Below are 19,211 nucleotides of genomic sequence, written 5' to 3' on the forward strand. Positions count from 1 at the left end.
GCTGGTTATCTGGCGGCACGTCGGTATTAATGCACGATAAAATCGCAAGTTAGTTGAAGAGAAGGAAATTCGTTATGGCCAATTCGGCTCAGTGGATCGGTAGAGGTATATTCGCACTTGTATTTTCTACCATTACTTTAACTTGGGCTGCTGAACAGGACTTCAGCTCAATGCAAATGAAAGGTGTCGAGCAAATCGAGGTTGAAGTCGATTTAAATGGCGCTGCTCAACGTTTATCCAAAGCAGTCACATTTGCAACGATTTCAAACCAAGACCGTGATGATTTCGATGAGGACGCGTTTAATGGTTATCACGATTTTATTCAGCAGTCTTATCCTCTGGTACACAAACACCTAAAACGTGAGCTTGTCGGTGACCCAAGGCCATTCAGTTTAATCTACACATGGCAGGGCAAACAGCCATCGCTTCCTCCTGCTATTTTCATGGCCCATCAAGATGTAGTGCCAATTGCAGAGGAGTCTCGTGATCAGTGGCATCAGGAGCCGTTTTCCGGAGCCATCAAAGATGGTTACATTTGGGGACGTGGTGTGCTGGATGATAAAAACCAAATTCATGCGATTCTAGAGGCCGCAGAAATGAAGTTGGCTCAGGGGTTTCAACCTGATCGTACTTTGATTTTTGTGTTTGGTCACGATGAAGAAGTCGGAGGCCCAGAAGGGGCTAGATACGCGGCCGATCTAATTGAAAAACGCTATGACAAAATCGCTTTTGTTATCGATGAGTCTGCTCCGTTGGTGCCAGATATTTTTCCTGGGATCCGCGGCAATACTGCGTTAATTGGCATTGCCCAAAAAGGTTACGTCAGTCTAGAGGTCGCGATAAACGGTATTGGCGGACATTCCTCACAACCCCCAAAAGAGTCCAATATTGTCGCACTTGCTAAAGCGGTACAAAAAATCGAAGCGGCTCAGTTCCCATACAAAATACATGATGCAGTGCGCTATCAGTACCGTTTTATGGGGCCAGAACTTCCTGCCGAGCAGCAGCCCATGTATAAAGCCGTTGCCTATGGCAACAACGATTCAATTAGTGAATTGGAGCAGAAGTTTCTGGCGGTCATGGAGCAAAACCAAGTCACTCGGGCAATGCTCCACACCACAACTGCGGTGACCATGTTTAATGCTGGCATTAAAGATAATGTATTGCCGCCAGCGGCTACTGCAGTGGTGAACTTCAGACCAATGCCGGGAGATACACCGGAAGTCATCATTGAACATGTTAAAAAAGCTGTAGATGATGAGCGCATTACGGTGCGGGATATTTCAGCTTCGACGCCGGCAACTAAAGTGGCAGATCCTCATGGCAAAGGTTATCAGGTGCTGGAGAAAACGCTGCGCCAAATCTGGGGCAATGATTTAGTGGTATCGCCGTTTTTCGTCATTGGCGGATCCGATTCGAAACACTTTCAAGCTCGCGAATTTGCGCCGGATGTATACACCATCACTGCGATTCAGCTTGAAAACACCACTGAGTTCGAGGGCTTTCATGGAGTGAATGAACGCATACTGATTGACGAGTATGGCCGTTCCATTGGCTTTTTCTATACCTTGATGGAAAACCTACAGCAGCTTTAATTTACAGCAGCAATCCACCATCAATGGCAATAAACTGACTGGCCGCTCGTTTGAGCGAGTCGGCGGTCAGCTGCTCGACGCCGTACACCATCACTTGTTTGCCTTTATTTTTGAGATGCTCGACCAGTAACGCAAAATCACCATCGCCGGATACCAGAACCACTTGGCCTGCCTGCTCTGAATATTCCATTGCATCAATGGTAATGCCGACATCCCAATCACCTTTGGCCGAGCCGTCTGATCGTTGGATAAAGGGCTTGAGCTTGACCTCAAAACCAATGGCTCGAAGAATGTTTTGAAACTCACGCTGTTTTTGGTCGCCACGGTCAATGGCATAAGCAAATGCTTTGGTTAAGGTTTTATCTGACGTTGCCAGTGCCCAAAATTGGTTGTAATCAAAATTGCGGCCAAAGGCTTGGCGCGTGGTGTAATAGACATTCTGGACGTCGACTAAGATAAGCGTGGATTTCATGACTGGGTTCCGCTGTGCTGTTGCCTTGCATTCTAACGGGTTTCCAGTAAGGTTCGAGCGATTAAATAAAACTCCCGTTAAGGTCTACCGATGGCGAAACGAATTCACTACACCTTTAAAGGCCAGAATAAAACCATTGCCTTTGCTCAGGATCGCTTCAACAATTTGTTTGAAGCCATTGCCGCTGAAGAGGGCATTGATTTGACTGCTTATTTGAAAATGGAGCAGCAAGTTGAAATGGTATCGAAAAACAACAAAGCGGTGCGTGACTTCAGAGACAAAGAATTCGCCCGTATGGGCTTTAGCCAAATTCGCTTTGTTAAAGAGTAACCCCGTCTGTCAAGCCGGTCTTTTTCAGGCTTTTGCTTGCATTCTAACCAGTTTCTAGTAAGATCCGTCCGCTTTCCCGCAGGGGGCGCAAGTTTCTTGTGGGGAACACTGGAACCGCAAACCCCTATTTATAGAGATAGAGGACGGTATGGTAACCATTCGTTTACAACGTGGCGGAGCTAAAAAAACTCCGTTTTATCAAATCGTAGTTGCAGACTCTCGTCGTGCGCGCGATGGTCGTTTCATTGAGAAATTGGGTTTCTTCAACCCTGTTGCTCGTGGTAACGCTGAGCGCTTGCGTCTGGATCTGGACCGCGTAGCTCACTGGGTAGGTCAAGGTGCACAAACTTCTGACCGTGTTGCTCAGTTGGTTAAAGAGCTGAAAAAAGCTCAAGCATAAGGTTCTGGAGTGGGAATGTCCGCTGAAAAGATTGTTGTAGGGAAAATTGGTACGCCCTACGGCATCAAGGGTTGGGTTAAAGTCCACTCTGCCACCGATGCGACTGAAGGCATTTTCGATTACGCCCCTTGGTATGTCCAAAAGGGTAGTAACTGGCAGGAAATGACCATTGAAGCTTGGCGCTGGCACAATAAAGGGCTAGTGGCGAAATTCGATGGCATTGACGACCGAACACAAGCAGAGCGCCTGACGAACGCTACCATCGCGGTAGATGAGTCTGCTTTGCCTGAACTCGAAGACGAGTTCTACTGGCGTGACCTAATCGGTTGCGAAGTAGTGACGGACAAAGGTTACAACCTGGGTAAAGTCGAAGGATTGTTGGAAACCGGCTCAGCTGATGTGCTGCGAGTGAAGGCAAATCCAAATGATGGCTTTGGTCAAACAGAACGATTAATCCCGTATATCGACGGTCAGTTCGTTCTCGACATTAATATTGCCGAGAAAAAGATCACCGTGGATTGGGATCCTGGCTTTTAGTCAGGCAAGCGAACATGTGGTTTGGTGTTGTTAGTTTGTTTCCGGAAATGTTCCGGAGCATTACTGAATATGGCGTGACTGGCCGAGCAGTCCGCAATGGCCTCATTGAGTTTCATTGCTGGAATCCTCGCGATTTCACTCACGACAAACATCAAACAGTGGATGACAGGCCTTACGGCGGTGGTCCTGGCATGTTGATGATGGTGCAACCTCTTCGTGATGCCATTCATGCTGCGAAAGCAGCGGCAGGCGAAGGAGCCAAGGTGGTCTATTTGTCACCGCAAGGGCGTAAGTTGGATCAGCAAGGCGTTTCTGAGCTTGCTCAAAACGACAAACTGATTCTGGTTGCTGGTCGCTATGAAGGCATTGATGAACGCGTCATTGAGGCGGAAGTCGATGAAGAATGGTCGATTGGTGATTACGTGTTAAGTGGTGGTGAACTGCCAGCCATGACCCTGATTGATTCAGTCGCTCGGTTTGTTCCGGGTGTGTTGGGTAAACAGGCGTCAGCTGAGCAGGATTCATTTACCGAAGGCTTATTGGATTGTCCCCATTATACGCGGCCTGAAGTATTAGACGGGAAAACCGTGCCCTCAGTGTTACTGAGTGGCAATCATGAACATATTCGTCGGTGGCGGCTTCAGCAGTCCTTAATTCGGACTTACGAAAGGCGGCCCGACTTAATTGAAGGTCTAGCTCTGACTGACGAGCAAGCTAAGTTGCTTGCGGCTTATCTCGACGAGAAAGCTTAGTTTCAGTTACCTAGGGTGGAAATATTATGAGCAATATCATCAAGCAGCTCGAAGAAGAGCAAATGAAAACTGATGTGCCTGCATTTGGTCCAGGTGACACAGTTGTTGTACAAGTTAAAGTAATTGAAGGTGACCGCGAACGTCTGCAGGCGTTCGAAGGTGTGGTTATCTCTAAGCGTAACCGTGGTCTTCACTCTGCCTTTATCGTTCGCAAGATCTCTAATGGCGAAGGTGTTGAGCGTACTTTCCAGACTCACAGCCCACTGATTGACAGCATCGAAGTGAAACGTCGCGGTGCAGTTCGTCGTGCGAAGCTGTACTACCTGCGTGAGCGTTCAGGTAAGTCTGCACGTATTAAAGAAAAGCTTAACTAAACCCATTTTTAATTCGGTTTCCGGTTCCAGTACCAAGCATAAAAAAGCCCGCAATAGCGGGCTTTTTTATTGCCAAAATTCGACCAGGGAAGTGCTATGCCTTTTCGCCAAGGCAGTTACGCTATTGGTATATGTGGGGTTTCTGGTTTAGCAATAAACTGTGCAGATCGCCGCTGCCCATGGGTTTGCCCATCAGGTACCCTTGAGCGAGGTGGCAACCATTTTCGCTTAACCATTGCGCTTGTTGCTCTAACTCAACCCCTTCGGCGATCACCTGCAGATCGAGTTGCCGACCTAACTCAATAATGATCCGAGCGATGACCTGATCCATGTCTGATTCATGGACATCGCAAATAAAGCTGCGATCAATTTTCAATTTGTCGATCGGAAAACGGTGCAAATAGCTGAGCGATGAATAGCCCTTACCAAAGTCATCAATGGCTAAACTAACGCCAATGCGTTTGAGCTCATGGAGTGCCGTCAGGCAACCCTGCGCATCCTTCATTAACACCCCTTCGGTGATTTCCAACTCAATAAAGCTGGCTGGTAATTCCGCTTCTTTCAGCAACTGCTCTAGCTCGCTGATAAAGTCAGGATGCTCAAACTGGCGCGGTGAAATGTTAATGGCGATTTGAGTGGGAAAACCATGGTGATACCAAAATGCTGCTTGATGAACCGCAGTGCGCAGCACCCAACGACCAACATCGATAATCAATCCGCTTTGCTCGGCAATGGGAATAAACTCAGCCGGTGAGACCTGACCAATATCCGGATGGTGCCATCGCAGCAAAGCCTCAGCGCCAACCATTTTGCCGCTGTGCAATTCAAACTGCGGTTGGTAATGGACCGATAACTGGTTATCTCGAATTGCTTGGCCAAGGGCTTGCTGTATGGCCCAACGACGCTTGCGTTTATCGCGTAGCTCGTTGGAAAAAAACTGTAGTGAGTCCTGACCTTTGTAGCCCGCTTCTGCCAGTGCTGAGTACAATTGATCTAATGCCTGCTCTGGCGGCGTCGTTGGGCTGACCATGGTGGCGCCACGATTCCAACGCGGATGATATTCGCCAATAGTGGTGTGAATGGGCTGATGTAGCGCCTCTCTGATACGCTTTATCTGAGCGTCCACTTCTGCCTTATTTTCGACTGGTCCAGACAGTAAATAGATGCCTTTGCCACTTCGATACACTTTGATGAAGTTGAGGTTTAATTCATCAAGAATGTTCAGCAGGTGGTGGGAAAATGCACGGTGGATCTGTTCAATAATATCGTAGCCCTGACCGGCCACGTAGATCTCTAGGTTGTTCAATTCTAATGCCACCAGAATGGTGTTCTGACGTCGCTTCTGATGCAAGTCGAGCAGCATTTTAGATTGGTTGGGTAAGCCTGTAACTCGATCATGAAAGGCTTTGTGACGATAGTAATTACTTGCTTTTAGGTAGCGATAAAGTAAAGCAAACGCCAGCAGTAGCAACACCAGCATGGCGCTGTCGAGTATTAATGAACGCGATTTGGCACCCTGTAAAAGTGCCAGCGTTTGTTGTTCCTGCGCCTCAACCGCTTTAATGACTTTGGCTTGCTCGGTGGCAGTAATGTTGTGCAGTTGGCCAACTAGAAATGAGATTTTCTGCAGCTTAAAGGTTGCTTGTTGCTCACTGACTTGTTGATCAGTTAATTGAGTTTCAGCCTGCAGCTGATATTCCAGGGTTAACGTTTGCTGCCACAGCTGTGTCAGCTCTTGCTCATTGATTTGTTCAAATAAGGTGTTTGCCGTATTGCGGGCATGTTCAAGTCGCTTCTGGTTATTGATTGAGGCATTGGAGAACCAAGTTTGCAGCATCAGCTGGTAGCGAGTTAAGGCCGCTTTAGTGTCATTGAAACGCTCAATCGCGGGCAGCCGCTCCTGCAGCATTTGATCGGAGGTAATGGCAAGCTCGCGCTGTAATCGATAGCCATCGTAAACCAGCAACACCATCGGTGTGCACAGCAGCATCGCAAACAGCCAACCGTACCGTTTAGGGTTTTCAGTAAAACTGACAAAAGCTCGGTAAGCCCGTGCTTTAAGGGTAATTTTCAGTCGTCGAATTCGCGCCATCGAGGCAAGTTTTAGCATACTACTGCATTCATTTTATGTGTAATTAAAGGTTTACACGTGTATTTTTTAATGTACATCTTGATTTTTTTGCAATCTAGAATAGACTTGCAACCCAATGTTTTTGGCTATATTGGCAAAATATTCGGTTTGCCAGCAAGGTGTAAATTTTGAAGGACACAATCAACGATATCCATATTCAGTCTGAACACGTGATGATCACGCCAAGTCAGCTGAAGGCCCAGTACCCTGTATCAGAAACGGTTTTGGACGCGGTTAAAGCGTCGCGTGCAACCATCGCTGATATTATCCACCATCGCGATCCTCGCCTATTAGTCATTTGCGGACCATGTTCCATTCATGACGAGACCGCCGCTTTGGAATATGCAAAGCGTCTACGTGACTTACAGGTAGCATATCAAGACTCGCTATACATAGTGATGCGTGTTTACTTTGAGAAGCCTCGCACAACAGTGGGTTGGAAAGGTTATATCAACGACCCTCATATGGATGGCTCATTTGATGTAGAGCTTGGTTTAAAACGAGCGCGCAAATTGTTGATTCAAATTGCTGAGCTTGGCCTGCCGATGGCAACCGAAGCGCTAGATCCAATTAGCCCACAGTATTTGTCAGAGTTGTTTGCTTGGTCGGCCATCGGAGCCCGTACCACCGAATCGCAAACTCACCGCGAAATGGCCAGTGGTTTGTCGATGCCAGTTGGTTTCAAAAATGGTACTGATGGTAGCTTAACCACAGCGATCAACGCGCTGCAGTCTGCCTCTAGCGGTCACAGCTTCTTGGGTATTAACACCATGGGTCAAGTGGCGGTAATTAACACTGAAGGCAACCCAGACGGCCACGTCATTTTGCGTGGTGGCTCGCAAGGACCAAACTACGATGCCGAAGCGGTTGCGGAGTGTGAAGCTGCATTGGAAAAAGTCGGATTGACGCCGAGCTTGATGATTGACTGCAGCCACGGTAACTCAAACAAAGATTACTCACGCCAGCCGTTGGTCTCAGATGATGTGTTCCAGCAAATTACTGCCGGTAATCGTTCCATCATTGGTATTATGCTTGAAAGCCACATTAATGAAGGCAACCAATCGAGCGAGCAACCACTTGCCGATATGGCATATGGCGTTTCGATTACCGATGCTTGCATTAACTGGAAAACAACCGCTAGTGTGCTCGAAAAAGCCAATCAGGTGATGGCTGCCGCGATACCTGGCCGGCAACTTGCCTAGTACAGCCCGAAGACAAGGATAGGTGGAATGAACATATCATCGGCTAACCTCGATGAACTCAGAGACCAAATCGATGCAACAGACCAAGCGTTGTTGTCACTACTTAAACAACGCTTAGCGCTTGTTCATGCCGTTGGCGAATATAAGAGTCAGCATGGTTTGCCGGTTTATGTTCCGGAACGTGAAGCGGCAATGCTGGCTAAACGGCGAGCAGAAGCTGAAAACCTCGGCGTTCCACCAGATCTGATTGAAGATGTCTTACGCCGAGCGATGCGTGAATCCTACTCGTCTGAAAATGATGCGGGCTTCAAACAGGTCAATCCGCAAGCTGGCGACATTGTGGTGGTCGGTGGTAACGGTAAGTTGGGCCGACTGTTTGTCAATATGTTCCGCCTGTCGGGCTACTCGGTGAAAGTACTTGGCCGCCAAGACTGGGACCAAGCTGAGCAGATCGTTGCCAATGCATCTTTGGTTGTGGTGTCGGTGCCAATTGACTCAACCGAACAAACCATCGCTCGCTTACCGAAGTTGCCCGCTGACTGCATTTTGACTGACCTCACCTCGGTGAAACAAGCGCCGATGAAAGCCATGCTAGCGGCCCATGACGGCCCTGTGGTTGGCTTGCACCCGATGTTTGGCCCAGACATCAAAAGCTTTGCTAAGCAAGTGATTATCTATTGTGATGGTCGCGGCGCAGAGCAATATCAGTGGTTACTGCAGCAAATGCAGCTGTGGGGGCCTCGCCTTCATGAGTCAACGGGCAAGGAGCATGATGAGACCATGTCCATGGTCCAAGCATTGCGCCATTTCACCAGTTTTGCCTATGGCATGCATTTGCAAAATGAAGATGCCGATTTAGGCCGTTTGCTGGCGTTTAGCTCGCCAATTTATCGGCTTGAGTTAGCAATGGTCGGGCGTTTATTTGCCCAAGATGGCGAACTATACGCCTCAATCATTACTGCGGCTCCTGAGAACATCAAAATGTTCAAACGCTATTTGCGGAATTTCTCTGCCGCGCTGACTTTACTGGAGCAGGGCGAGCGTGAAGCATTTGTAGAGAAGTTCAATGAAGTTGCTCAGTGGTTTGGTGACTTTGCCACTCAGTTCCAGCGAGAAAGCCGAGATCTGTTATTGGCCGCACATGATCGCGTAACCCATGAGTAATACAGCTTCCATTCATGACGAGCAGCAGTGGCGAGTGAAAATTCGCTACTGCACTAAGTGCCGCTGGATGATGCGAGCAGGCTGGATGGCGCAGGAGTTGCTCACAACCTTTGAATCGGAGTTGGAGGAAGTCGCGTTAGGGCCGGGGCGACAAGGTCAGTTTGATATTTGGGTGAATGATCAACTGATCTGGTCACGTAAGCGCGAAGGCGGCTTTCCTGAATTAAAGGTGTTAAAGCAACGATTACGTGATGTCATTGCACCGCAACGAGATTTGGGCCACTCTGATAAGCCTGCTCAACCCCAGTAATACCCTGCAAGTATTGCTACAACTTCAGGATATCCATGTTCATTATGCGCCCGATAAGCTGGCTGTTGGCGGTTTTTTGGCTAACCACTTCGCCGCTGGCGATTGCTGATCCGTCCGGATCATTTTCGATTTATTTAACTCGTCACGCTGAGAAAACTTCGTTGCAGGACAACCCTGGATTGACAACCTGTGGCCAACAGCGCGCCCTATATCTGGGGCAATGGCTAGCGCGACAACAGCCGCAAATTGAAGCGATTTACTCAACCGATTATCGCCGCACGCTTGATACCGCAGCAGCCAGTGCTGAGATATTGCAACTGTCAGTTCAGCACTATGATCCGCGCCAGCTACCTCAGTTTGCTGAGCGATTACTGGCCGCTAAACAAACCGCTCTGGTTGTTGGTCATAGCAATACCACGCCGCAGTTGGCCTTTCTACTGAGTGATCAGCAGGCTTCGCCAATCGACCATGATGAGTTTGGTCGCATCTATCGATTAGATGTTGGCAAAGAGCGAGTGGTTCTGACCGAAGTAGCCATGGCGTTTACCTGTAATTGAGCTCGCTGCTTACCAAAGACTGATTGTTCTCTTCGCCCTGCACTTGGCAATTTCCCTACTATACTGGCAGTAAATAAGGCCCACATTTGTAAGGAAATAATATGATTAAGTACTACCGAGCTGCGCTGGTGTGTTCAGCGTTATTTTTGGCTTCGTTTAACACTTGGGCAGATCCAGCTGAGGAAAGAGCTGAAATTGATCAGGAAAGCAAAAGCATCCTGCAAAAAGTCTATAAAGAAGAGCCGGCAGCAAAAACCTTGGTTAATTCCAGTGCCGGTTATGCCACCTTTTCTAACGTTCAGGTCAATTTAATCTTTGTTGCTGCTGGTGGCGGCTCTGGTGTGGTGGTGGATCGCAGCACGGGCAAGCGTACTTACATGTCAATGGGCGAGGGCGGCATTGGTTTGGGTTTAGGCGCTAAAGATTTCCGCGCTTTATTTGTCTTTCATACCAAAGAAGCAATGGCGCAATTTGTCGATGATGGTTGGGGCTTTGGCGCGGAAGCCGATGCTGCGGCTAAATCCGGCAACAAAGGTGCTGAAGCAAGTGGCGGCACTACCTACGGCGATATCACGGTCTACCAGTTAACTGAAGCTGGCTTGGCGCTTCAGGCAACCGTTAAAGGGACTAAATACTGGAAGAACGACGACTTGAATTAATCAAACAGTAGAGGCGGCTTAGCCGCCTCTTTTTAGTCAAGTGGCAGGTGGCCTGTCTTGACCCAGATAACAGTTTCTTGCTCCACATACGGATGATGCTGACTCTGATGTGGACTTCTCATCCAGGTTCCTGCTGGGTACTTGCCGTACTCATCGCAAAACTCACCCGATAAAACCAATATCTCTTCACCGCCAAAGTGACGATGGGGCTGAAATACTTCACCTGCTGGCCATTTCACTAAGGCAACGTGTTCATGTTCAAATTCATGTAAAGGCATCACTTGCAAGCCACCCATTCCGGGCAGCCACGGAGTGGTCTCGGTCGCTATTCTGACGCTTTGACGATCACGCTCATCCATTTGCTGAAGCTTGACGAAGATGACGCAGCCTTGCTCGCTAAACGGCGAGTGACTGGAGCCCGGTGGATTGCGGATATAAGTACCGGGTCCATAGTGGCCGGTTTCATCTGAAAATACCCCTTCAAGAACAAAGATCTCTTCACCTAAAGGATGTTGGTGCCGAGCAAAGTGACTATCCGCCTGATATTGAACAATGCTTGTCGCATGTCCTGATTCGGCATTTTCACGAGCCAGCGGTTTGCGAAGTACGCCTTGTGCGGGACTTTTTTGCCATTGTTGGCTTCGAGTATTAATCACTACTCGCTGACTAAAATCCATATTGAGCATCAAAGTCTCCAATTATCACAACATATAACAAGATTTTGTTTCTCTCATACGGGAACGGTTGTTGAGCGTTCAGTGGCTAGCTAAAAAATACATCGCCACAACAATTCTACTCGATCCAGTGGTTGAATTTCGTTGCTGTACTAGGCTGAGTAAACGGGGCGCTTGAGCGCCGTTATCACAGACAGTGTCTATTCAATGTAGGGAAAAGTATGCTTTATCATCAACGTGTTCGCGCATTCAGTTACGTTTTTGCGCTGATTGCTTTGGCTTTGGCCGCAATGCCAGCTAAGGCACAAGAGTCGTCTTTGATCGATTCAGTGACCAGCCAGTTGGGCATTTCATCTGAGCAGGCAAACGCCGCTCTGGGGACTTTGTTTAACATGGCGCAGACTAGTATGTCGTCGGGCGACTTTGGACAACTGTCAGATATTGTACCGGGCATTTCCGGCATGATGGGCTCGGCTCCAAAGGTTGAGTCATCGGCGGCAGGTAGTTTGCTTGGTGGCTTAGGTGGTGATTTGGGGGCGGCCGCGGGCAACCTTGATATCTTGAATCAATCGTTGTCGGCTCTGGGATTAGATCCCAAGCTCGCCGGACCGTTGGTCAACAGCCTGTATGATTATGTCCAGAGCGAAGGTGGCCAAGCCTTGCTGACATCGTTAAAGGATTCACTTGGGTTACCGTTTTAAAGGCGAATCAGCCAACGTGTTCAGTGGCGCGAAGCAAACAGCATGTAATTGACCGAAGTATCCTTGCTGGTGCGCCACTTTTTCGTAAGCGGGTTGTACTTAACACCAATCGCCGTGTGCTGATTGAAACCTTGTTGCTGAAGCCAGTTGGCTATTTGAGATGGCGCAACAAACCAGTGCCAGTCATGGGTACCAACTGGCAGCATACGCAATATGTATTCAGCTCCTAAAATGGCCACTAAAAACGATTTGATGGTGCGATTAATGGTTGCCATTACCAGCAGACCATCAGGCTTGGTGAGTGCCGCACAGGTTGCTGTTAACTGCTTTTGATTGTCGACATGCTCGATAACTTCGGTATTCAACACCACATCAAAAGGTGCGGTTGCCTCCGTCGCCAATTGTTCGGCTAGGCAGTGCTGGTAGTCAATGGCCAGCGACTGGCTGCTAGCGTTGCGCTTTGCCACTTCAATATTAACGGCGCTACCATCAATGCCTGTGACATCGGCGCCAAGTTGCGCCAGCCCTTCGCAAACCAACCCTGCGCCACAACCAATATCCAATATCTTTAGGCCAGTTAGCGGCGCTGAATGGTTTCGGTCGAGTTCGAAATGGTCGCTTATTGCCGCCACCATGGCATTCACTCGGCAACGATTGAAGTCGCTAATCTGCTTAAAGCGGCCGTCTTGTTTGCGCCATTCTTCGGCCAGCTGATCAAACTTGGCAATTTCACTCGCTGTTTTGGCTGACGTTGACAGTGGTTTCAGTTGGCTTTTATCAAGCATTTAGCGGACTTAGTGCTCCAGTTGGTTATGGTGGCTTGCGCATCTGATTTGGTGATGGGCGGCGACTAAATTCGCTGCAGTTTCATCTCGGATTGTCGCATCGGCATTTGATCGATTTTATCAAACAGCAGCTCTAGCTGAAGCTGCTCTGAGGCGTGTTTAATATCGCCGTCTTTGCCTATCAGTATTGCCTGAGGTCGCGCCAGATCTGTGCTGGTGAGCGCCTGTTGTAATGGGGTGGCAATATCAATAGAGGCATTGCTTTGAATTGACGCTGGGCTGCTGACAAACCAAACAATGTGACGCTCTTTTACGGCAAGCTCAGCTTGTTGCAATTGCGCAACGCTTGTCTGCTGACACTCTTCAGTGTCGCATTGAACCAGAATGATGCGATGGTGCCACAATAGTTGTGATAGCTCAGATAAGGTCGCTGCGCTAACGGAAAATGCGGCTGTGAGCAGCAGTGTCGGGATCAATAATTTCATCTTGGGCCCCACAGAAAAGGTCGCTGTTAGTTACCTTGATTCTTAGGGGCCAGCGATACAAAAAGATCAGTTAAAGCGTACGGCCGAGCCTTTTTTCTACCTGCCTTCTCTCCCAGCCAGGGCCAAACAGTTTCACTAAGGTGTTGAATTACTGCGCAGGAGAGGGCGCGAGCACTGATTCGATTTTTTCTTGGTCAATAAAGCTTTGCAAACCCGCCATTGCAGTAGCAACTGCCGGACTGCTAAATAGCTCCTGACCAGCCACTTGGCCAAGCACCTGGAAACCGCCCTGAATCGCAATTGGTCCCTCAAATTTGACTGCACTGGATGTTTGCTCGCGGCAGCTTTCAGTCATCAGCTTGACGAATAAATCAGCGGTACTTTGGTTACCGGCATCAACTTGGGCCGGCGTGACCGCGGTAATGTCTTTCACCGCTGGGTGGTGAGACGCGGCAATAAACATCCAACGGACTAGCGCAGCTCTATCTTGCGGTGTCGTTGATGATACTAAACATTTGGCCAATTCATCGGTGTAAACGCCTGCTTGAACTTGACAGACAGACGCCAACACTAAAGTGAGGGCTGCGAGTTGTTTTTTCATGATTCAACTTCCCTGTAATTATGGGTTAAAGCGCGTTATTGCTTTTTCACGAATTTGGCCAGAATGACGATTCGAACACCGTTAACTCGGCCTTCAATGTGTTCTGGATTTGAGGTCAATGAGATGCCTCTCACGGCCGTGCCGCGTTTTGCGGTGAAGCTGGTACCTTTGACATCCAGATCTTTGGTCAATACGACATTGTCGCCAGCTTCTAGTTTAGTGCCATTGCAATCGCGCTGGATCACTAAATCTTCTTCATCGACTAAGCCTGATTCGGCCCACTGCAAGGTGTCGTCATCCAGATATAGCATATCCAGCAAATCGCGCGCCCAACCTTCACCTTGTTTGCTCAAACGACTCAGCAGACGCCAAGACATCACTTGAACTGCCGGCTCTTGGCTCCACATGGCATCGTTTAAGCCGCGCCAATGGTTTGGATTCAGTGGCTCATCGCTGTCGATTTCAGCAATGAGTTCTGAGGCAATTAACACCGCCCGATCTGCTGACTCAACATCGACCGGCGGGACAAAATAGACGGACAGATCAGCAGAGGCGGCGGATAACTCGCAGACGTCGCCGCTGCGTTGGCGAAGAATTTGTTCAATAGACATGTAGTTTTCTCAAAGCGACCGGCCTAGCCGGTCGGTTGCGGGAAGCAAGCAGTTTATAACAGGCTAATTACTTAGCTGGTGGCTGATAGCCTTCGATGTGGACATCTTTACCTTCGAACAAAAAGCCCACCATGGCTTGTTCAAGCTGCTGGCGATGAGCTGGATCCATCATGTTGAGCTTGTGCTCGTTAATCATCATGGTTTGTTTTTGCTGCCATTCAGCCCAAGCTTGCTTGCTGATGTTGTCAAAAATGCGTTTGCCGGTTTCACCCGGATAAAGTTGAAAATCTAAACCTTCGGCATCTTGTTTAAGGTACTGACAGAACACGGTGCGGGCCATGGGATCTTTCCTGCTATCAAAAAATGGCCCTTAGTTTAACGCATATTAGGCACCGTCGGACAAGTCGATAAGGTGTTTTTCAATAAAGCTTTTAATTGGTTTGGGTAAGCCAATACTGGCCAACGACTTGTGATCAAACCATTGGCCATTGGCGTGGGTTTGACTGCAGGGAATCACCTCTGCTGCCAATTTGTAGTGACTAAATGTATGCCGAAAGCGCCCCACCGCTTTGCTTTCACTCACTTGAGATGGGTTTTGTTCAAGCTCAGGCAAACACCAAAGGCCGCCCCAAATTCCCTCCGAGGGGCGTTTGACGAGGTAAATTTTCTGGTCCGCCACGGCCCAACCAAACCACGCTGGTTTCACTGGAATGACCTTCTTGGGTTTGGGCGTTGGTAATTCGCTCACTCGATCAAGGCGCAGAGCTTGGCAATGTTGCTGTAGCGGGCAGACCGCGCAGTCTGGGTTTTTCGGCTTACACAAGGTGGCCCCCATATCCAATAACGCTTGGGCAAAGTTTCGATTACTCAGCGCTGATTCGGTTGTTGGGGTGTATTGTTCGGCCAGTTGCCAAAGCTGTTTGACGACTTTGCTGCTGTTGATTTGCCCTTCGATGGCAAAGAATCGACAAAACAATCGTTTGACGTTGCCATCCACGATGGGGCCGTAACCATCGTAGGCGAATGACATAATGGCCCCCGCCGTGTAGCGGCCAACGCCCGGAATCGCTTCTAATCCAGCTAGATCGGCAGGAAACTGGCCCTGACAGTTATCAACAACATACTTGGCTGCTTTGTGTAGATTACGAGCGCGGGAGTAGTAGCCTAGACCTTGCCAGTGGGCCATCACTTGATCCTCATCGGCTGCCGCCAAAATCTCCACCGTCGGAAAGCTTACCATCCAACGCTCGAAGTAAGGGATCACTGTTGCGACTTGGGTTTGTTGCAGCATGATTTCTGAGACCAACACTGAGTAAGGACTGGGGCTTTGCTGCCACGGCAGATCGTGGCGGCCCTGAGTGTTAGCCCAGGCGAGTAACTGGTGTTGAAAGTCGGTGACGGGCAATTGGCTGGCGGTCATGGCGTCTATTTTAGTAATGGCAACAACTGGCGCAGCAGTGTACCGACAGCCGCTATGTTGAAGCAAACCAGTTAATCGCCAGTGCCGTCGGTGCGCTAGAGCCTGTTGATCTTTGCTGTATGTTTTTGCAGCAATTTATTGGTGATTTAGGCAAGGAAGTGATTGTGAAGTTGACCGGCCGTCAATGAATAATCGCTGACGCTGAATAAATTGCCAATAAACGCTGCCCGAAGGGTTCGTCAAAATGCTCATTTCGCTACGTCGCTCGCTATTTGTATAGATTGCTATACGGCATAGCTCGCTTCTTGCTCAAAAGAGCATTTTGAACGAACAAAATTCATACACCAAAGATCAACAGGCTCTATTCTTGCTAATCAACAAATGCACAGCGATAATGCGCCGCAATTCAACTTACAGTGAGTCAAATGGGTACCACGCCATGAGTCAAAGCAAAGACGTGAACGATGCTGAATACACAGAAGATGGCAAATATCTGCGCCGCATTCGCAGCTTTGTCCGTCGCGAAGGACGGTTAAGCAATCGTCAGCAGCGGGCGTTAGACGATTTATGGCAGAGTTTCGGTATTACCTACACGGGCGAGTCGCTGGACTTGCCGGCGGTGTTTGGCCGCCAAGCTGAAACAGTCGTTGAAATTGGCTTTGGCATGGGCGCTTCGCTTGTTGCGATGGCGCAAGCGGCACCAGAAACTAACTTTCTTGGCATTGAAGTACACCGGCCGGGTGTCGGCGCCTGCTTGGCTGATGTGGCTGATTTGGGGCTGACCAATATCAGAACCATGGAGCACGATGCCGTTGAAGTATTACAGCACTCATTGGCTGAAAACTCGGTTGATCGGCTGCAACTGTTTTTCCCTGATCCTTGGCACAAGAAGCGCCATCATAAGCGTCGTATCGTCCAGCCCGAATTTGTCGCTCTGGTGCATCGAGTTCTCAAGCCCGGTGGTGTTTTTCATATGGCCACTGATTGGGAAAACTATGCCGAGCACATGCTCGAAGTGATGACTGCTGCGTCGGGCTTTAGTAATCAGCATCCGCAAACCAGCTATGCGCCACGACCTGACTATCGCCCGCTGACTAAGTTTGAAAAACGCGGCCAGCGCCTAGGACATGGTGTTTGGGATTTGTTGTTCCAAGCCAACTAACTTGCCGCAACTGGCCGTCGTTCGCTGCCTTGGACCAATCCATACTTGTATGGATTGGTTGTAGCTAGCGCGGCGGCGTCTCCATCAGCTGGACATAGTTCATCCAATCCTGCCGTTCATGGCGCTCGGCAAAGAATTCCGCAAGCCGCTGACCTTCGGCGATCACCGTTTGCCAATAGGGAATGCGCTGCTCAGGCGTCAGCGTCTTAAAATCATTTCGGTCGGAAATCTTGCCATGGAGCAAGGTCGAAACAAATTGCGCTGACGGTGCCACGATCAATACATTGCGGTAATGATCCGCAGCGGCTGTGCGCCATTTCAAAGACTTATCAAACCAACCCGGCGTGATTGCCGGATAAAAATGGGGATAAAGCACTAACCCATCGGTTTTAATCGGTAAATCAAAGTGATAGTCGATAATGCCGCCATCGTAGTAGTAGCCTTTACCGGGGCCTGCTAGATACCGTTGCGGGTGGATCACCAAGGGAATGGCGCCAGTTGCGAGAAGTCCTGAGCGCAGATTCTCCGTGGTTAATTTGTAATTACGGGTCGGAAAATCATCGAATTGTAAAAATGGGCTTGGCGCAGCTGGGGTATGGTGACTATTGTGCAGCACAATCCGCTCAAAGCTGCTACCGAGCAATCGGCGTTGAATGGCATTGATGCCAGCGGCGACAGCCAATGCTGCCATTTGGCGGTATTTATTGCTGCTGGCGGCTAAGTGACGACCGCGGCAAACCAACAAATGCAGACGGAAGCTCGGGTGATTGATGATTTGCTCAACCCCTTGCTGGCCTAAAAGCTCATCAACCAGCGCTATCGCTTTGGTCGTGATCTCATCTGCATCTGCTTGCGCCGAATAAACTGTCTTTGAGTAATGATCAACAAACCGAGCAATCGCCTCGGCTGGCTGCTGTTGGCAATAGCAGGCGAAACGCCAACCGCCAGCAGAGGTGCCAAGCAAATCCAGTGGTTGCTGGCGATTAGCAAAGTAATAGCCAGCTAGATATTGATCTAATGCTGAAAGTACGAACCACTTTGGCCCGCCGCTGGCGCCGAGCATCGCCCGAATATGATCCGGTTGGAGGCCGTGCTGTTGCATGTGGTTGTAGGCATTGCGGCCTGCCAATAACACCACTGGTGAATTTGACGGGGTAAATTGAGGCAACTGCTGGATTCCTTATTAGTGATAGCTGTTTGGACCAAAGCCAAGAATTTGCTCAAATCTTGCTTTCAATTCTGGGGTTAAATCAATTGCAAGTGATGACAGAAGTGCCATAATGCGCGCCTTTCTGGCTCAGGCCAGTTTTTTGATGAAGCAAACTACACACTTTAGCCCATCGACCGGTGATTAAAAAACGAAACCGGCGGGCGAGACAGCAGACTTAGGAGCAATGATGAAGCGTTTAATGTTGGCCGCAGCAGCTATGGTAGCCCCGCTAGCACAGGCCGCTGGCCTGGTCCAATGGCAAGACAACAGCCTGTCTTACCTTTATGGTAAAGACTTTGAAGTCAACCCACCGATTCAGCAAACCATTACGTTCGAACACGTCAGTGGCTGGAGCGTTGGTGACTTATTCATTTTCACCGACTACACCATGTACAACGGCGAAAAAGACTTCTTCAACGGCGAAAGTGCTTACTACGGTGAATTCAGCCCACGCTTCAGCTTCGGCAAAATTTTAGATAAAGACTTGTCATTCGGTATCGTCAAAGACGTGCTGGTTGCTACTACCTATGAATTTGGTGAGGGCGACGTTGAAAGCTACTTGATTGGTGCTGGTGCCGACTTGGCATTGCCTGGTTTTGATTTCTTCCAATTGAACGTTTATCAGCGCCTACCTGATGGCCGCGATGGTGATACCGTTCAGATCACACCTGTGTGGAAAATGACATTCCCAGTGGGTGAGTCAGCAATTGTTTTTGATGGTTTCATTGACTGGGTTGTCAACAGCGATGGCGACTACGAGAAAAACTTCCACTTCAACCCGCAGATTAAATACGATGCGGGTGTTCACTTCGGCCTGCGTGAGCGTTCGTTGTTGATGGGGGTCGAATACGATTACTGGTCGAATAAATACGGCATTAAAGATAGCAGCGCTTTCAAAACTGACCAAAGCGTGGTCAACCTGCTGGTTAAATATCACTTCTAATTGTTAGGCAATTAGAGAGATTAATGAAAGGGGCTGATTAGCCTAATGCCGATCAGTTAACGACAAACTGATCGGTTGACCGATCTTCCGCAGGCTATATAAAGGTCTTAACTTCTTCAGTTAGGACCTTTTTCTT

Annotated in this window: 24 protein-coding genes; 14 read left to right on the forward strand and 10 right to left on the reverse strand. The window is 49.0% G+C overall.

The window, feature by feature from the left end:
• The first annotated feature begins 170 nt into the window (after window positions 1-170).
• Window positions 171-1,595 carry a M20 family peptidase gene (locus IC617_RS07080; RefSeq protein WP_224745863.1) on the forward strand — a complete coding sequence of 475 codons (1,425 nt, stop codon included), beginning with the start codon at window positions 171-173 and terminating at the stop codon, window positions 1,593-1,595.
• Window position 1,596: 1 nt separating this feature from the next.
• On the opposite strand, the gene IC617_RS07085 is transcribed toward IC617_RS07080, so the two are convergent.
• Window positions 1,597-2,067, reverse strand: coding sequence for an NYN domain-containing protein (locus IC617_RS07085; RefSeq protein WP_191144280.1), 471 nt, complete (start codon window positions 2,065-2,067; stop codon window positions 1,597-1,599).
• Window positions 2,068-2,157: 90 nt separating this feature from the next.
• Between IC617_RS07085 and IC617_RS07090 the strand changes: the two genes are divergently transcribed.
• The 5 genes from IC617_RS07090 (at window position 2,158) to rplS (ending at window position 4,460) form a co-directional block, all read left to right on the forward strand.
• Window positions 2,158-2,397, forward strand: a complete 240-nt coding sequence (locus IC617_RS07090; RefSeq protein ID WP_191144281.1) for a DUF2960 domain-containing protein — start codon at window positions 2,158-2,160, stop codon at window positions 2,395-2,397.
• A 148-nt stretch (window positions 2,398-2,545) separates the two neighbouring features.
• Entirely contained in the window at window positions 2,546-2,797 is a 252-nt protein-coding gene (gene rpsP / locus IC617_RS07095; protein ID WP_191144282.1) for a 30S ribosomal protein S16, read from the forward strand.
• Between the two features lie 9 nt (window positions 2,798-2,806).
• A complete protein-coding gene (rimM, locus tag IC617_RS07100) occupies window positions 2,807-3,334 on the forward strand; it encodes a ribosome maturation factor RimM (protein ID WP_439651247.1) in 528 nt (175 codons plus the stop codon).
• A 14-nt stretch (window positions 3,335-3,348) separates the two neighbouring features.
• Window positions 3,349-4,086 (forward strand): tRNA (guanosine(37)-N1)-methyltransferase TrmD, encoded by a 738-nt coding sequence (gene trmD, locus IC617_RS07105; RefSeq protein ID WP_191144284.1) that lies wholly within the window; start codon window positions 3,349-3,351, stop codon window positions 4,084-4,086.
• Between the two features lie 26 nt (window positions 4,087-4,112).
• Window positions 4,113-4,460 carry a 50S ribosomal protein L19 gene (gene rplS, locus IC617_RS07110; RefSeq protein ID WP_191144285.1) on the forward strand — a complete coding sequence of 116 codons (348 nt, stop codon included), beginning with the start codon at window positions 4,113-4,115 and terminating at the stop codon, window positions 4,458-4,460.
• 121 nt (window positions 4,461-4,581) lie between these two features.
• Here the strand turns inward: rplS and IC617_RS07115 are convergent, their stop codons facing one another.
• Window positions 4,582-6,570, reverse strand: a complete 1,989-nt coding sequence (locus IC617_RS07115; protein WP_191144286.1) for a putative bifunctional diguanylate cyclase/phosphodiesterase — start codon at window positions 6,568-6,570, stop codon at window positions 4,582-4,584.
• 146 nt (window positions 6,571-6,716) lie between these two features.
• Between IC617_RS07115 and IC617_RS07120 the strand changes: the two genes are divergently transcribed.
• From IC617_RS07120 to IC617_RS07140, 5 genes are all read left to right on the forward strand, one after another.
• Window positions 6,717-7,793, forward strand: a complete 1,077-nt coding sequence (locus tag IC617_RS07120) for a 3-deoxy-7-phosphoheptulonate synthase (protein ID WP_191144314.1) — start codon at window positions 6,717-6,719, stop codon at window positions 7,791-7,793.
• Between the two features lie 27 nt (window positions 7,794-7,820).
• The gene (tyrA, locus tag IC617_RS07125; protein WP_191144287.1) at window positions 7,821-8,957 is read left to right on the forward strand and encodes a bifunctional chorismate mutase/prephenate dehydrogenase; all 1,137 of its coding nucleotides are present in this window, start codon (window positions 7,821-7,823) and stop codon (window positions 8,955-8,957) included.
• Complete coding sequence (locus IC617_RS07130) at window positions 8,950-9,267, forward strand: Rdx family protein (RefSeq protein ID WP_191144288.1); 318 nt, start codon at window positions 8,950-8,952, stop codon at window positions 9,265-9,267. Before tyrA ends, IC617_RS07130 begins: the two co-directional genes overlap by 8 nt.
• A gap of 35 nt (window positions 9,268-9,302) precedes the next feature.
• Entirely contained in the window at window positions 9,303-9,824 is a 522-nt protein-coding gene (locus IC617_RS07135; RefSeq protein ID WP_191144289.1) for a SixA phosphatase family protein, read from the forward strand.
• A gap of 101 nt (window positions 9,825-9,925) precedes the next feature.
• Window positions 9,926-10,483, forward strand: coding sequence for a lipid-binding SYLF domain-containing protein (locus IC617_RS07140; RefSeq protein ID WP_191144290.1), 558 nt, complete (start codon window positions 9,926-9,928; stop codon window positions 10,481-10,483).
• 32 nt (window positions 10,484-10,515) lie between these two features.
• Here the strand turns inward: IC617_RS07140 and IC617_RS07145 are convergent, their stop codons facing one another.
• On the reverse strand, window positions 10,516-11,169 hold the full coding sequence (locus IC617_RS07145; protein ID WP_191144291.1) for a cupin domain-containing protein: 654 nt from the start codon (window positions 11,167-11,169) through the stop codon (window positions 10,516-10,518).
• Window positions 11,170-11,378: 209 nt separating this feature from the next.
• Here IC617_RS07145 and IC617_RS07150 point away from each other — a divergent pair, with 209 nt between their 5' ends.
• Window positions 11,379-11,858 carry a DUF2780 domain-containing protein gene (locus IC617_RS07150; RefSeq protein WP_191144292.1) on the forward strand — a complete coding sequence of 160 codons (480 nt, stop codon included), beginning with the start codon at window positions 11,379-11,381 and terminating at the stop codon, window positions 11,856-11,858.
• Window positions 11,859-11,878: 20 nt separating this feature from the next.
• On the opposite strand, the gene ubiG is transcribed toward IC617_RS07150, so the two are convergent.
• The 6 genes from ubiG to mutY all read right to left on the reverse strand — a co-directional run bounded on the left by ubiG (window position 11,879) and on the right by mutY (window position 15,760).
• Window positions 11,879-12,643, reverse strand: a complete 765-nt coding sequence (gene ubiG, locus IC617_RS07155; protein ID WP_191144293.1) for a bifunctional 2-polyprenyl-6-hydroxyphenol methylase/3-demethylubiquinol 3-O-methyltransferase UbiG — start codon at window positions 12,641-12,643, stop codon at window positions 11,879-11,881.
• A 65-nt stretch (window positions 12,644-12,708) separates the two neighbouring features.
• A complete protein-coding gene (locus IC617_RS07160) occupies window positions 12,709-13,128 on the reverse strand; it encodes a DUF4174 domain-containing protein (protein ID WP_191144294.1) in 420 nt (139 codons plus the stop codon).
• A gap of 148 nt (window positions 13,129-13,276) precedes the next feature.
• On the reverse strand, window positions 13,277-13,729 hold the full coding sequence (locus tag IC617_RS07165; protein ID WP_191144295.1) for a hypothetical protein: 453 nt from the start codon (window positions 13,727-13,729) through the stop codon (window positions 13,277-13,279).
• A 35-nt stretch (window positions 13,730-13,764) separates the two neighbouring features.
• Window positions 13,765-14,340 (reverse strand): PhnA domain-containing protein, encoded by a 576-nt coding sequence (locus IC617_RS07170; RefSeq protein ID WP_191144296.1) that lies wholly within the window; start codon window positions 14,338-14,340, stop codon window positions 13,765-13,767.
• 67 nt (window positions 14,341-14,407) lie between these two features.
• Window positions 14,408-14,680 carry an oxidative damage protection protein gene (locus tag IC617_RS07175; RefSeq protein ID WP_191144297.1) on the reverse strand — a complete coding sequence of 91 codons (273 nt, stop codon included), beginning with the start codon at window positions 14,678-14,680 and terminating at the stop codon, window positions 14,408-14,410.
• A 45-nt stretch (window positions 14,681-14,725) separates the two neighbouring features.
• Window positions 14,726-15,760, reverse strand: coding sequence for an A/G-specific adenine glycosylase (mutY, locus tag IC617_RS07180; protein ID WP_191144298.1), 1,035 nt, complete (start codon window positions 15,758-15,760; stop codon window positions 14,726-14,728).
• A 439-nt stretch (window positions 15,761-16,199) separates the two neighbouring features.
• On the opposite strand from mutY, the gene trmB reads away from it, so the two are divergent.
• Window positions 16,200-16,922, forward strand: a complete 723-nt coding sequence (gene trmB, locus IC617_RS07185) for a tRNA (guanosine(46)-N7)-methyltransferase TrmB (protein WP_191144299.1) — start codon at window positions 16,200-16,202, stop codon at window positions 16,920-16,922.
• A 64-nt stretch (window positions 16,923-16,986) separates the two neighbouring features.
• Here trmB and IC617_RS07190 read toward each other — a convergent pair whose 3' ends face one another.
• The gene (locus tag IC617_RS07190; RefSeq protein WP_191144300.1) at window positions 16,987-18,090 is read right to left on the reverse strand and encodes a hypothetical protein; all 1,104 of its coding nucleotides are present in this window, start codon (window positions 18,088-18,090) and stop codon (window positions 16,987-16,989) included.
• A 229-nt stretch (window positions 18,091-18,319) separates the two neighbouring features.
• On the opposite strand from IC617_RS07190, the gene IC617_RS07195 reads away from it, so the two are divergent.
• Complete coding sequence (locus tag IC617_RS07195; RefSeq protein ID WP_191144301.1) at window positions 18,320-19,075, forward strand: outer membrane protein OmpK; 756 nt, start codon at window positions 18,320-18,322, stop codon at window positions 19,073-19,075.
• The last annotated feature ends 136 nt before the right edge of the window (window positions 19,076-19,211 follow it).

Origin of the sequence: Neiella litorisoli (genome assembly GCF_014773395.1) — a bacterium.
Lineage (GTDB): Bacteria > Pseudomonadota > Gammaproteobacteria > Enterobacterales > Neiellaceae > Neiella > Neiella litorisoli.